The organism is Collimonas arenae, assembly GCF_000786695.1.
Classification (GTDB): domain Bacteria; phylum Pseudomonadota; class Gammaproteobacteria; order Burkholderiales; family Burkholderiaceae_D; genus Collimonas; species Collimonas arenae_A.
This window is the reverse complement of record NZ_CP009962.1, coordinates 3701854-3715923: the sequence shown is the minus strand read 5'-3', so window position 1 is coordinate 3715923 and position 14070 is coordinate 3701854. Positions and strand designations below refer to the sequence as shown.

Here is a 14070-nt window from a genome sequence, read left to right as displayed (position 1 = left end):
TGCATTGCGGGCGCTTGGTGGTGTACTTGAACTTCTTAACGAACAGGGCAAGATTGTAGGGGTTCGCCGCGCTGAGGGCAACCATGCCAGTATTTCGAATAGTCTTGTATTTCAGGCTTCTACGACAAATTTTAAAAAAGCCCCATGGCGCTGGGCAGCGGCGCCATGGGGCTTTTTAATACGAGAACATCGAATTGCCTCGATAAATATTAGCTGCAATCAGCTGCGCGAGCCTCTGGCGGAAGCCAATACCACCGGCTTGCCGTTCTTTTTCGCGGCCACCTTGTTTTTGCCGCTCGCAGCTGCGGTGTGATAACGGACATTGTGACCAGATTTTTTGCCGCCGGAGCTTGACGCCACCATGCGGTTCGGCACTTGCAACTGCAGGCTTTGGCCGCGGCTGACGCCATCATGATGCAAGCCATTCCAGGCTTTCACCTGGCTCACGCTGACGCGATAGCGCGACGCGATCGACGCCAAAGTGTCGCGCTTGCCGACTTTGACATAGATGCGGCGGCTTTCCGGTGCATCCGGGGTTACCGCCATGGTGGCATTGTCGGCGACTTCAGCGGTGATATCGGTATCAGAAGCTTCGGTTTTCGGTACGAGGATGGTGGAGCCGGCTTTCAGCAGCATCTTTGGCGGAATGTGATTGACTTCGCGGATGACGGCTGGGGTTGTATCGAATTTGGCCGCGATGGTTTCAATCCGCTCACGGGCGCTGCCGACGGTATGCGAAGTCCACGATGACAGCGTCTGGGTAAATTTGGTGAGGTTATTCTTGAATTTTTCAGCGTTGCTTTCCGGTAGCAAGATCTTGGTATCCGCGCTACCGATAATGACCGGGCGGTTGAATTGCGGATTCAGGGCCTTGAATTCGTCCAGCGACAATTCCGCCAACTGCGCCGCAACCTTGACGTCGATATCGCGCGTCTTGCCGATCGTCACAAAGTAAGGCTGGTTGTCGACTTTTGGCAACGCGATGTTATACATTTCCGGCGCAGCAATAATGTTCTTCACTGCTTGCAGCTTGGGAACGTAATTGCGGGTTTCGGCCGGCATCAGAGGTGCCAGGCTGTTGAAATCGGTCGGCAAGCCGGCGGCCTGGTTCTTGTTGATGGCGCGCTGCACCGATCCTTCGCCCCAGTTGTAGGCGGCCAGCGCCAGTTGCCAGTCGCCGAACATGCCATACAGTTTTTGCAGATAGGTCAACGCAGCGTCGGTCGAGGCCAGGACGTCACGGCGCTCGTCCTTGAACATGTTTTGCTTGAGGTTGTAGTCGCGTCCGGTAGATGGTACGAACTGCCACATGCCAGCTGCCTTGGCGCTGGACAGGGCTTCCGGATTGAAGGCCGATTCGATGAATGGCAGCAGCGCCAGTTCGGTCGGCATGCCGCGTTTTTCCAGCTCTTGGACTACATGAAACAAATAGCGGGAAGCGCGTACCGTGGTGCGCTCAAAATATTCAGGCCGGGCGCTGTAGAAATCGGTCTGGTTGACCACCTGCTGGTTATCCAGGTCGGGAATGGCGAACCCTTTGCGTATCCGTGCCCAAATATCGACTTGCTCCATGCCAAGCATGCCAGCGCTGGGGTCGTTCGGATCGATCAAGCTGAAAGTGGGGGTATAGATGGAAATGTCGTTGGCGTGAGCCAAGAGCGGAGTGCCAAAAAAAGCCAGTGCGGCGAAGGCGAATGTCTTGAGTTTTAGCTGGTACATGGGTTCAATTTATGTGACCGGGATGTCATCGACCGGTAATAATGGAATAACCGCAGTGTACGTAAGGCGGTTTTCCCCCGTCAAGCAGAAATTGCATTGTTACATGCGTTAAGTGATTGATTTATTAGGTATTACTTTCCGGAAATCGATATGCGGAGACTATCTAACGACCAACTACAATGAATCGTTCCGATTAACTTCATTCCTGGTGGCATTATTTGAAACCGTTTTTCCATTCCCGCAATGCAGCAAAAGCCGCTACCGGACCAGTTTCCAGCTGTTTGGCCGTGAGGCGGCCGCTGTCATTGAGGCTGGCAATAATCGTTGGCTGTTGGTAACGGAGGAAGGGGTTGGTGGCATTTTCCAATGCAATGGTCGAGGGAACCGTGGCTTGCTGGAGGTCGCGTTTGGCTTGTTCGTTTGCCATGCGGGCCACCAACTGGGCATTGTCTGGCTCTACCGCCAAGGCAAAGCGCAGATTCGAGATGGTATATTCATGAGCGCAGTAGACTAAAGTGTCTCCCGGCAACGTGCTTAGTTTTGCCAGGGAGCTGACCATCTGGCTCGGGCTGCCTTCAAACAGGCGTCCGCAGCCGCCGGCAAACAGGGTGTCGCCGCAAAATAGCCAGGGATGGCCTTGCGCCACGTAGGCAATATGACCGCTGGTGTGGCCGGGAACATCTATCACTGAAAGGCTTAACGCCAGTTCCGGAATGGTGGCGGTATCGCCCTCGGCCAGTCCTTGAGTGACGCCGGCGATGGTTTCGCCTGCAGGACCAAATACAGGGACTTTGAAATGTTGCAGCAAAGTTTGTACGCCGCCGGCATGGTCAGCATGGTGATGAGTCAGTAAAATAGCAGCAAGTGTCAGGCCATGTGCTTCGAGTGAGGCCAGAATCGGCTGTGCATCGCCAGGGTCGACCACTGCGGCATGGCGGCTATTGTGAATCAGCCACAAATAATTGTCGTTAAACGCCGGTACTGCCAACACACTCAACGATTTATTTAATAAGGCAGGCATGGGAAATCCGTCAGCAGAAAAGTCCATTATAGCGCTCGGCCCCTGGCTGCAGACACCCACCGGCAGTTACATGCTGGAATGGGAGCAGGCGCGCCTGGACGCGATGACGGCGGATATCTTCGGCTTCAACGCAATGCAGATCGGTGTACCGCAAATCAAGGCGCTGCAGGCCAATCGCATGCGCCATAAATGGTTGACGGACAGCCGCTTGCCGGAGGCCGGCGAGGCGCAGTCCGGTATAGTGGTGACCCACGATTTTGCAGAATTGCCGTTTGCTTCGCAAAGCCTGGATCTGGTGGTGTTGCCGCACGTGCTGGAATTTGCCGCCGAGCCGCACCAGATTTTGCGTGAGGTCGAGCGGGTGCTGATTCCTGAAGGACAAGTCATCATTTGCGGCTTTAATCCCGCCAGCCTGTGGGGAGTCCGGCAGACGGCGGGTCGCATGTCCGGAGCGCATTTCTTGCCGCAAAATGCTGAGTTCATCAGCTTACTGCGTCTGAAAGACTGGTTGAAGTTATTGAACATGGAAGTTAACCGTGGCCATTTCGGCTGCTATGCGCCGCCATATACCAGCAGCAAATGGCTGCACCGTTTTGCTTTCATGGAAAAGGCCGGCAATCGCTGGTGGCCGTATTTCGGCGCTATATATATTGTGCAGGCGGTCAAAAGAGTCAAGGGCATGCATTTGGTCGGTCCGGCTTTCAGCAAGCAGGCCATCAAGGCTGCGCGCGGGGTGCCTGCCACCAATAAGATTCATAAGACGGATCAAGCTGGTATTGAGTAATAACGATTTTCGGAGAGCAACCCGTACGCGGGCTGTGACAACAACAAGTAGTGAAAGTGAAGCAAGCAAGTATGGATAAAGTAGAAATTTTTGCCGATGGCGCATGCAAAGGCAACCCCGGCACTGGTGGTTGGGGGGCGCTGCTGGTGGCGGATGGCAAGGAAAAGGAATTGTTCGGCGGTGAACGCAATACCACCAATAACCGGATGGAGCTGAAGGCGGTCATCGAAGCGCTGACCGCCTTGACCCGCCCATGCGAGGTAATTGTGTTCACGGATAGCCAGTACGTGCAAAAAGGTATCAGCGAGTGGATTCACGGCTGGAAAGCGCGCGGCTGGAAAACCGCAGCGCGCGAACCGGTAAAGAACGTCGACTTGTGGCAGGCGTTGGATGCGGCGCAGGCGCGGCATAAGATCGAATGGCGCTGGGTAAAAGGGCATGCAGGCCATGTCGGCAACGAGCGCGCCGACCAGCTTGCCAATCGTGGCGTGACGACGGTTTTATAATGCAGCGATGAAATCGTCGCAGCTTTATCTGCGGCGATTTTTATGCGGCGTGTTTTTATGTTTGTATTGAAGAGTAAGTGACCATGCGACAAATTGTTCTGGATACCGAAACTACCGGTCTCAATCCGCGTACCGGCGACCGCATCATCGAAATCGGTTGCGTCGAATTGATGAACCGGCGGCTGACCGGTAATAATTTTCATCGCTATATCAACCCCGAGCGCGATTCGGAAGAGGGCGCGCTCGCAGTCCACGGCTTGACGACGGCATTTTTGAGCGATAAACCGAAGTTTGCCGAGATTTTCGATGAACTCCGCGAGTACACGCGCGGCGCCCAAGTCATCATCCACAATGCTCCCTTCGATTTGGGTTTCCTCGACGCTGAATACAAACTCCTGCGCCAAAGCCCATTCTCTAGCGATGTCGCTGGCGTGATCGATACGCTGGTGCAGGCCAAGGAAATGTACCCGGGCAAGCGCAACTCCTTGGATGCCTTGTGCGATCGCTATGGCATTTCCAACGCCCATCGCACCTTGCACGGCGCGCTGCTGGACTCGGAATTGCTGGCTGAAGTCTATCTGGCGATGACACGCGGCCAGAACAGCTTCAGCATCGATGTCGGTGGCGGCCACAATGATGTAGACGGTGGCGGCGCAACGCTGGAGTTGTTGCCTTTGGCGGAAATTGTAGTGCGCGCAGCCAATGAAGAAGAACTGGCCGCGCATGAGTTGCTGCTAAACGGCTTGGATAAGGACGCCAAAGGTACGTGCATATGGCGCAAACCCGCCCCCGAACCCGCAGAAAACATGCCATAAAAGTGCTCTCGTAAAAAATCTGCACAAGACACTAGCCACGGACAAGATTTGCTATTATAATTTCGCTTCTTTAGGCGCGTAGCTCAGCTGGTTAGAGCACTACCTTGACATGGTAGGGGTCGTTGGTTCGAGTCCAATCGTGCCTACCAGTATTCTCGGAGTTGTTGGGAATGCTGGGATAGTTCTGGATTAATTCAGAATTGATCAAGAAAAATCTATTGTAGGAAATGCTGAATGGAAGCCCGATATGGCTTCCATTTTTGCTTTCTGCCTCTCGCGATCTGCACATTAATCCCTTTGCATCGACGCTGAACAGCATCTTGGCTGAAGCATGTCCCATTTGCTGAGCAATGTAGGCGAAATTCACGCCGACCGTCAGCGTCATTGTGGCGTATGTGTGCCTAGTCTAATAAGTGCGGCGCTCCCTAATTCCAAGTTTCTTCAGCGTCGGCTTCCAATAATGATCTCTTTGCGAGCGTTCGTCATGCCAAGCGTTCCCGGTATTTGGATTGCTGAATATGTCGGATTTTTTCAAATAGGTATACGGTTTCTGTGCCTTCAAGGCAGCGATAGCACGTTTTACTAGGTCGACATTGCGCATTTCGTGCATCTTGAGACTTTTCTCTCGTCCTTTGAATGTTCTGGCCCTTTGTACTTTAATGGTGGCATGGTGCCAGTCGATATCTGCCCACTTCAGCGCAATGAGTTCTTCCGGACGCATTCCAGTCAAAAACGCAAACTCGAAATAATTCGCAACCTGTGGGTCGTACTCCTTCTTCATGTCGCGGAAGATTGCTTCCATATCTTCAGTGGAAAGCGGATCTGGCGACGCCTTTTGGTGCTTCGCGTTTTTTATTTCTTCCAACGGATTGTCCAGATTCTTGATGTCGCAACCGGCGAGGGTGAAGACCCCGCGCAAAGGAATCCCATTGACTCGGGCAGCCAACTGGGCGATGCCGATTAATAATGCCATGGCAGAGTTCGGTATTGATTCGCTGGCGCGGCAAGCCATGTTTATCCCTCAGATTGGTCACGAGTCAGCGCGTCTGACACAACTTGTCGAAAACTTGAACTACCATACCGACCGTATTCGCGCCATCGAGAATGCGTCGACGGCCGGATCCCGGTGGCGGTTGCTGGTCGGTCGTGCAGATGAGCTTGCCAGCAATCCTGAGCGACTGGGAAATGTCGTCTATGGCGGGCGCCTGGAGAACGGCGCAGAGGGTACCGGCGATGGCTACAGCTTCCGCGAGCGCGGTCTGATTCAAACGACGGGGCGGAGTAACTATGCCGCCTAGATGATCCTGGACATCGATTGCGTAGAACATCCGGAATTGCTCGAGCAACCGGTTGGTGCCTGCCGTTCTGCCGGTCGGTTCTGGAAAACCAACAATCTCAACAAATGGGCAGACGTCGGCGATTTCGACGGTGTGTGCGACCTGGTCAACCTTGGACGCAAGACGGCTGCAGTTGACGACGCGAACGGATACGCCGATCGGCTTGCTATTTATGAGCGCGCACGGAGGGTATTGATATGGGGTTGACGCTGGTGGGATTGTGGAAATTGGTGTGCACCGTGCTAGGTTGGCTATGGAACATCTTGCGGGCTCTTTTTCTGGCGGGGGCGTTGTTCATTGTTGGCAACATGCGCGGCGCTGGTCGAGTTCGCGTTGCATGGACAAAGGAAACCGAGCAGCGAAACGAATTGGCGCGCGAAACGGCGCGCGCCAGAACGGAAGTTGTTGCGCAAACCGAGATCGTGTATCGCGATCGGATCAAAAAAATTACATCAAGGAAGAGAAAATTGAAAAGCAAATGCCGATCTACATTATCGAAGTTGATAACAGTCGCTTCGCTGTCAATACTAGCTTCGTACGTCTCTACAATGCCGCTTGGTCAGGCGAGTCTACCGGACTTGCCGTCGAGTCTGACCGTGAACCCGCCGGAATTTCGCTTGCTGAAGTCGCTGCAGTCGAAACCGGTAATGCCACAAGTTGCATTGCCTGGAGAGAGATAGCTCTTGGGATGCGAAAGCATTATGGTGATTTGAAACGGTAAACTAATGATTCAATTTGAGCGTTAGGCAAGTCATTCATTTGGAATATATGTTGGTTGGAACAGCGTGTTTGTCATAGTTAGAAACAGGTAGGGTTGATTGCCTGCTGTCGCTCCTCAATCCGCTTTTTTGGCGGGCGATATTTTTGACGAATCAGTCGTTGTCAGCATCGAATTGAATCCCGATGACTGTATGAGATAACCGCAAATAATCGGGTCCGATTTATGGCAGAAAGTGTCTGTAGGTAAGTGGCGTACGTCCGCTCCAACGCTGGAATGCGCGAGTGAATGCGCTTTGTTCGGAATACCCTAGCAATTGGGCGATTTCAACTAATTGTAAGCGTGGATCGAGCAGATAATGCTCGGCCAGGCGATGACGAATTTCCTCGCGTAGCGCGCGGAAATTGACTCCACTTTCATCAAGGCGGCGTTGTAATGTGCGTGACGAGACATGCAGTTCGTTGGCTACTCGTTCTAATTCGGGTTCGCCTTCGCGAATAAGGCGCGCAATGCATCGGCGTACAGCCTGCTCGAAGTCGTCAGTTTGAGGAAGCTCGGCCAGCATTGTAGCTGCTTGCTGCTCCAGTACGTGCAACAACGATGCGTCTGGTTGACGTAATGGAGAAGTCAACCGATCTAAAGGAAAACGTACGGTTGTGGTCGCTTGCTCAAAAAGCACTGGACAGCCAAACCAGTCACGATAAGGCTTGAGGTCCGGTGGCGCCTGATTAACAAAACCAACTTCGATCAGAGAGCCCCGCAGCCCAGTGACGTCACGCGCGAATTGTATCAATCCGGTAATTGCACATTCATCGACAAGCGCTCCAGGGCGACCACGTTCCACACCCCATTCGAGTTTCACTTCGAAACCTTGTGCTGTCACGTGAAGCGGATTCGTATCATAGAGTAGGCGATGGTAGTGTTGCATGCGTGTCAGCGCAGCGGCTAAGTGCGGACACGCTAACAATACATATCCCATCACGCCAAGATGTGCAGGTGTAATAGTTTGGCCTAGATGTAAACCAAGCAGAGGGTCGTTCAAATGCTCTGCAGCTCGTTCTAATAAAACCCTCCAACGTCCCACTGGATATCGCAGTAAGCCACGATCGGCCGCTTCTGGAACTTCTTCTCCGAGCAAAACTGCCGCGTCTATACCTTTTTTTTCGAGATGCTCATATAGCAGACGTACATAGGTACTAGGAACTACGCCTCGTGCGGAGACTTCTGATTTTGGTTTTGACATGGCGCGAATTGTTAGAGATTTGCCGATCCTAGTCAAGTTCCTCAACGGTTCGCGGCCTTACAAGCCATATAAAGAAAGATGGTTTCCGCGTGGAACTAAAGGTGTTTTAGTTGTTTTTTTTAGGAGCAATCTTTAGAAGACGCCAACGGTAATGCAGTCTAGTTTAATTTCTTCTTCTGGCACAAATTGTTAAATTTTTGGCGCTGCTTGTCAAGCTTAAGTACGACTCGACGCCATAAAATTTCAACGTCACAAAGTTCCTTTACGTGTGTGATTTCTTTGTCGAGTAAACGAAATTTGGAATACATCATGAATATCCGAGACGACCAATGGGAAAAAATAAAGCCACTGCTACTCGGTAAAAAAGGCGAGGCGGGAGCTCATGCCAGAGACAACCGGCTATTTATCGACGCAGTCCTGTGGCATATCTCTACTCAATGCAACTGGGGGGATTTGCCATCCAAATTTGGTAAGTGGAATACCACTTATATGCGTTTCAAGCGTTGGAACGAAGGTGGCGTCTGGCACCAGTTGGAAGAAGAGCTACGTGACATCCCGGAGCTGTGCGAAATCATAAAAAAAATTGCAGTCTATGGTGATCAACGAAGTCAACAAATAAAACAGAAAGCTGCTAGAAAAAGCACTCGGAAAATTTACAGGGAGTCTATAAAAGCGGCAAAAGAGAGCAGTAAGAAGTCAATAAGTGAAGATGAATCAACCTTGCATTGGTTGAGTTTGTTTGATGGAATTCACGCCGTGTAATGCATGGCTACGTATGGGTTTTTCGGTGACTCACTTTCCTGCGCGAGCGACGGATGAACTGAGAACTCGAGTATCTAAAAATAGAATGTGGGAGGAAATATGAATAAGATATATCGAGTCATTTGGAGCCGGGCTGTTGGTCGGTGGTGTGTGGTTGGTGAGTTAGCCAAGAGCCGCAGCAGAGATAAGAGCGAATCGAAAAATGGCATTGCTAAAGGGGTGATGGTCGCGGTAGCTATCGCAGCGGGACTTGGTGGTGAGGCTCTGGCGGCACCATCTTATGTAGGTGGTATATTTACATCGGTGGGTTATGGTAGCGGTGGTAGCACAGGAAGTGGGACTATGCACTGCAGCGACACTATCTATCAGACCTATGGGCAGGGGAGTAGCTCGTATGGCTACAGCGGTGACTCCCAGGACGGCGTCGGAAATACATCGCTAAATTACTATGGCTCCAACACTATATGCGGGAGCAGCGATGCCAGTACGCAGACGAATAGAATTTTAGCTTACGCAAATAATCCGACGTCCAATGCCACTAATCTAACTATCGGCGGTACGCTTTACGCGAATACTGCCGCGTACTTACAAAACGCGAATATTCATAACCTCACTGTCACGGGTAGTTTTTCTATGCCGTATTTTGTGGCAAACACTTCACTCGCAAGTGGGACGGCAACAGGGACCGATTCTATCATTGCGGGATTTGGTGGTACGTCTGCTGCTGGGGCAGATTCGATTGCTGTTGGTAGTAATGCTATTGCTTCGGGCGCCAATACGATCGCTATGGGCTTAAATACTACAGCATCGAATCCGAATAGTGTAGCAATCGGATCGGGATCTACGGCGACGACACCGGGCGTGAACACCAGTAGTGCTGTAGTAGGCGGCGTAACATACAATGGGTTCGCCGGCACGGTGCCAGCTACTGCTGGTACCTTTAGTGTCGGATCCGGGGGGAATGAACGTCAGATTACCAATGTTGCGGCAGGTAGAATTACCGCAGGCTCGACTGATGCTATCAACGGGTCAGAATTGTATTCTGGCTTGAGCACCACGAACAGCAATATCACTTCGCTGTCGACCTCGGCATCGACAGGGATCAGTGCCAACGCCAGCAACATCGGTTCGTTGTCGACCGGCTTGAGCACGACCAATAGCAATGTGACGTCGTTGTTGACCTCGACATCGACCGGCATCAGCACCAATGCCAGCAACATCGGCTCGTTGTCGACTGGTTTGAGCACGACCAACAGCAATGTGACGTCGTTGTCGACTTCGACGTCAACCGGTATCAGCACCAACGCCAGCAACATCGGTTCGTTGTCGACCGGCCTGAGCACCACCAATAGCAATGTGTCATCGTTGTCGACCTCAGCCTCGACCGGCATCAGCACCAACGCCAGCAACGTTGGCTCGCTGTCGACTGGGTTGAGCACGACCAACAGCAACGTGACCTCGCTGTCGACTTCGACATCGACTGGCATCAGCACCAATGCCAGCAACATTGGTTCGTTGTCAACCGGCCTGAGCACGACCAATAGCAATGTGGCTTCGTTGTCGACGTCGACATCGACTGGCATCAGCACCAATGCTAGCAACATCGGTTCGCTGTCGACGGGGTTGAGCACCACCAATAGCAATGTGTCGTCGTTGTCGACCTCGGCCTCGACCGGCATCAGCACCAACGCCAGCAATATCGGTTCGTTGTCAACCGGCCTGAGCACGACCAACAGCAATGTGTCGTCATTGTCGACCTCGGCCTCGACCGGCATCAGCACCAATGCCAGCAACATCGGCTCGTTGTCGACTGGTTTGAGCACGACCAACAGCAACGTGACCTCGCTGTCGACTTCGACATCGACTGGCATCAGCACCAATGCTAGCAATATCGGTTCGTTGTCGACTGGCTTGAGCACGACCAACAGCAATGTGACGTCGCTCTCAACGTCGACCTCAACCGGTATCAGCACCAACGCCAGCAACATTGGTTCGCTGTCGACTGGTCTGAGCACAACCAATAGCAATGTGACGTCGTTGTCGACGTCAACATCGACCGGTATCAGCACCAACGCCAGCAATATCGGTTCGTTGTCGACCGGTCTGAGCACGACCAACAGCAACGTGACTTCGTTGTCGACGTTGACCTCGACGGGAATCAGCACCAACGCCAGCAACATCGGTTCGTTGTCGACCGGTCTGAGCATGACCAACAGCAACGTGACTTCGTTGTCGACGTCGACCTCGACGGGAATCAGCACCAACGCTAGCAACATCGGTTCGTTGTCCACTGGCTTGAGCACGACCAACAGCAATGTGACCTCGCTGTCGACGTCAACATCGACAGGTATCAGCACCAATGCCAGCAACATCGGTTCGCTGTCGACTGGTCTGAGCACAACCAATAGCAATGTGACGTCGTTGTCGACGTCAACATCGACCGGTATCAGCACCAACGCCAGCAATATCGGTTCGTTGTCGACCGGTCTGAGCACGACCAACAGCAACGTGACTTCGTTGTCGACAGGGATCAGTACCAACGCCAGCAACATTGGTTCGCTGTCCACTGGCCTGAGCACGACCAACAGCAACGTGACCTCGTTGTCGACTTCGGCGTCGACAGGGATCAGTACCAACGCCAGTAACATTGGTTCGCTGTCGACTGGTTTGAGCACCACCAATAGCAATGTGACGTCGCTGTCGACTTCGACATCGACAGGGATCAGCACCAACACCAGCAATATCGGTTCGTTGTCGACCGGCCTGAGCACCACCAACAGTAACGTGACATCGCTGTCGACTGGCCTGAGCACGACCAATAGCAATGTGACGTCGCTGTCGACTTCAGCCTCGACTGGGATCAGCACCAACGCCAGCAATATCGGTTCCTTGTCCACGGGCCTGAGCACGACCAACAGCAACGTGACCTCGCTGTCGACGTCAACATCGACAGGTATCAGCACCAACGCCAGCAATATTGGTTCGTTGTCCACAGGCCTGAGCACGACCAATAGCAACGTGACCTCGCTGTCGACGTCAACCTCGACAGGGATTAGCACCAACGCCAGCAATATCGGTTCCTTGTCCACCGGTCTGAGCACGACCAACAGCAACGTGACGTCGTTGTCGACCTCGACCTCGACCGGCATCAGCACCAACGCCAGCAACATCGGTTCCTTATCGACCGGCTTGAGCACGACCAACAGCAATGTGACCTCGCTGTCGACGTCGACTTCGACCGGCATCAGCACCAACACCAGCAACATTGGTTCGTTGTCGACTGGCCTGAGCACGACCAATAGCAATGTGACGTCGCTGTCGACTTCAGCCTCGACTGGGATCAGCACCAACGCCAGCAATATCGGTTCCTTGTCCACGGGCCTGAGCACGACCAACAGCAACGTGACCTCGCTGTCGACGTCAACATCGACCGGTATCAGCACCAACGCCAGCAATATTGGTTCGTTGTCCACAGGCCTGAGCACGACCAATAGCAACGTGACGTCGTTGTCGACTTCGGCATCGACCGGCATCAGCACCAACGCCAGCAACATCGGTTCGTTGTCGACTGGTCTGAGCACGACCAATAGCAATGTGACGTCGTTGTCGACTTCAGCATCAACAGGGATCAGCACCAACGCCAGCAACATCGGTTCGCTGTCCACTGGACTGAGCACTACGACTAGTGGTATATCATCACTTTCAACGGGAATTACCTCTTTATCAACCGGTGTCGCCAATTCGGTTCAGTACGACAATCCAGGGCATACCAAGGTAACGTTAGGAGGTGTTGGTGCCACGACGCCTGTGACTCTCACCAATCTTGCAGCAGGTGTGAACCCTACTGATGCGGTGAATTTCAGTCAGTTGACGTCGCTGTCGACTTCAAGTTCGACCGGGATTGCGTCCTTGTCGACGGGATTGAGTACGACGAATAGCAATGTTTCTTCGCTATCGACGTCTACCTCGACCGGCTTGAGTACAGCAACCAGTGGGATTGCGTCGTTGTCGACAGGGTTGAGCACGACAAATAGCAGTGTTTCTTCGCTATCGACATCGACTTCAACCGGCTTGAGCACCACGAATAGCAATCTGTCGTCGCTGTCGACATCAACGTCGAGTGGCTTGAGTACGACGAAAAGCGGTATTTCTTCCTTGTCTACGGGGTTGAGTAGCACTAACAGCAATGTCGCTTCGCTGTCGACGGGCTTGTCGTCGTTATCGACGGGATTGAGCCAAATTGGTTCTCTTTCAACGGGGCTGGTCGCTATCGTTTCAGGAAATTCTTCTATGTCGACCGCGTTGAGGCCGTTGGTAGCCGAATCGAATGCGGCCGCTGCGAATGGTGGAATGTTGGGCGGAACCACGATGGGTGGCTCCAACGGTGACGGCACGATGCGGACGCGCAGCACCAGTGGCACAGCCATCAAGACAGTCACGGCAGCAACTTGCACCACCGTCAATGGCATTGACGCCACTAGCACTGGCTTGTGTGCGCAAGCGACCAAAGATGGCGCAACAGCGCTTGGTTCGAATGCGCAAGCGACCGACGCCAACACCACTGCAGTCGGCTTCCGTGCCTTGGCTTCCTCGGCGGGCTCGGTGGCCATCGGCAACAACGCTCAAGCGACCGGCGATCCAACCGTCGCAGTCGGCCAAAACTCACTGGCGTCTGGCAATAACTCTGTGGCGATGGGAGCAGGGTCGCAAGCGACTGGCAACAACTCTGTAGCGCTGGGCGCAGGTTCTGTCGCAGATCAGGATAACACGGTGTCAATAGGTTCTCCTGGTAGCGAACGTCGCATCACAAATGTGGCTCCGGGCATCAATCCAACTGACGCTGTGAATGTTTCACAATTGACTAACGTGCAGAATCAGGTCGGAAATGTTCAACGGATAGCCTACAGTGGGGTAGCTATGGCGGGCGCATTATCGGGACTGCCACAAGTTGAACCTGGGAAAATATTCTCATTAGGCGCTGGCCTTGGTAACTATGCCGGCTACACGGCACTCGCAATTGGCATGAGTGCTCGTTTGGGCCAGAATACCATCGTCAAGATGGGGGTCAGTGCCACGTCAAGCGGTACGTTAATTAACGCTGGAGTGGGGTACTCGTGGTAACGATGAGTACAGACGGTTTGCCTAGGGTGATCTCTGGGTAAATC

11 protein-coding genes, 1 tRNA gene and 1 pseudogene are annotated in these 14070 nt (G+C 53.1%); 9 read left to right on the top strand and 4 right to left on the bottom strand.

What is annotated here, in order from left to right; genetic code table 11:
* Positions 1 to 219: 219 nt before the first annotated feature.
* Both LT85_RS16305 and gloB read right to left on the bottom strand, forming a co-directional pair.
* Positions 220 to 1719, bottom strand: coding sequence for a transglycosylase SLT domain-containing protein (locus tag LT85_RS16305; protein ID WP_038490738.1), 1500 nt, complete (start codon positions 1717 to 1719; stop codon positions 220 to 222).
* A 214-nt stretch (positions 1720 to 1933) separates the two neighbouring features.
* Positions 1934 to 2740, bottom strand: coding sequence for a hydroxyacylglutathione hydrolase (gloB, locus tag LT85_RS16300; RefSeq protein ID WP_038490735.1), 807 nt, complete (start codon positions 2738 to 2740; stop codon positions 1934 to 1936).
* On the opposite strand from gloB, the gene LT85_RS16295 reads away from it, so the two are divergent.
* The 4 genes from LT85_RS16295 to LT85_RS16280 all read left to right on the top strand — a co-directional run bounded on the left by LT85_RS16295 (position 2739) and on the right by LT85_RS16280 (position 4994).
* A complete protein-coding gene (locus LT85_RS16295; RefSeq protein WP_038490733.1) occupies positions 2739 to 3524 on the top strand; it encodes a class I SAM-dependent methyltransferase in 786 nt (261 codons plus the stop codon). The genes gloB and LT85_RS16295 overlap by 2 nt on opposite strands.
* 71 nt (positions 3525 to 3595) lie before the next feature.
* Complete coding sequence (rnhA, locus tag LT85_RS16290; RefSeq protein WP_038490730.1) at positions 3596 to 4030, top strand: ribonuclease HI; 435 nt, start codon at positions 3596 to 3598, stop codon at positions 4028 to 4030.
* An 83-nt stretch (positions 4031 to 4113) separates the two neighbouring features.
* The gene (gene dnaQ / locus LT85_RS16285) at positions 4114 to 4845 is read left to right on the top strand and encodes a DNA polymerase III subunit epsilon (RefSeq protein WP_038490728.1); all 732 of its coding nucleotides are present in this window, start codon (positions 4114 to 4116) and stop codon (positions 4843 to 4845) included.
* A 72-nt stretch (positions 4846 to 4917) separates the two neighbouring features.
* Positions 4918 to 4994, top strand: a tRNA-Val gene (locus LT85_RS16280).
* A gap of 257 nt (positions 4995 to 5251) precedes the next feature.
* Here the strand turns inward: LT85_RS16280 and LT85_RS16275 are convergent.
* Positions 5252 to 5818, bottom strand: coding sequence for a tyrosine-type recombinase/integrase (locus LT85_RS16275; protein ID WP_052135256.1), 567 nt, complete (start codon positions 5816 to 5818; stop codon positions 5252 to 5254).
* Between LT85_RS16275 and LT85_RS27190 the strand changes: the two genes are divergently transcribed.
* The 3 genes from LT85_RS27190 to LT85_RS16265 are packed head-to-tail and all read left to right on the top strand — an operon-like array spanning position 5817 to position 6862.
* On the top strand, positions 5817 to 6143 hold the full coding sequence (locus tag LT85_RS27190; protein WP_052135255.1) for a hypothetical protein: 327 nt from the start codon (positions 5817 to 5819) through the stop codon (positions 6141 to 6143). The genes LT85_RS16275 and LT85_RS27190 overlap by 2 nt on opposite strands.
* Positions 6144 to 6389, top strand: a complete 246-nt coding sequence (locus tag LT85_RS27185) for a hypothetical protein (RefSeq protein WP_052135254.1) — start codon at positions 6144 to 6146, stop codon at positions 6387 to 6389. It abuts the gene before it with no gap.
* Complete coding sequence (locus LT85_RS16265) at positions 6380 to 6862, top strand: hypothetical protein (RefSeq protein ID WP_038490724.1); 483 nt, start codon at positions 6380 to 6382, stop codon at positions 6860 to 6862. The genes LT85_RS27185 and LT85_RS16265 overlap by 10 nt, the downstream gene beginning before the upstream one ends.
* 261 nt (positions 6863 to 7123) lie before the next feature.
* Here LT85_RS16265 and LT85_RS26100 read toward each other — a convergent pair whose 3' ends face one another.
* Positions 7124 to 8143 (bottom strand): AraC family transcriptional regulator, encoded by a 1020-nt coding sequence (locus LT85_RS26100; protein WP_081992451.1) that lies wholly within the window; start codon positions 8141 to 8143, stop codon positions 7124 to 7126.
* 309 nt (positions 8144 to 8452) lie between these two features.
* Between LT85_RS26100 and LT85_RS25500 the strand changes: the two genes are divergently transcribed.
* Together LT85_RS25500 and LT85_RS27575 are read left to right on the top strand one after the other, a co-directional pair.
* A complete protein-coding gene (locus tag LT85_RS25500; RefSeq protein WP_052135253.1) occupies positions 8453 to 8905 on the top strand; it encodes a transposase in 453 nt (150 codons plus the stop codon).
* Positions 8906 to 8995: 90 nt separating this feature from the next.
* Positions 8996 to 14026 (top strand): annotated as a pseudogene (locus LT85_RS27575) (YadA-like family protein); the annotation flags it as partial.
* Positions 14027 to 14070 lie beyond the last annotated feature (44 nt).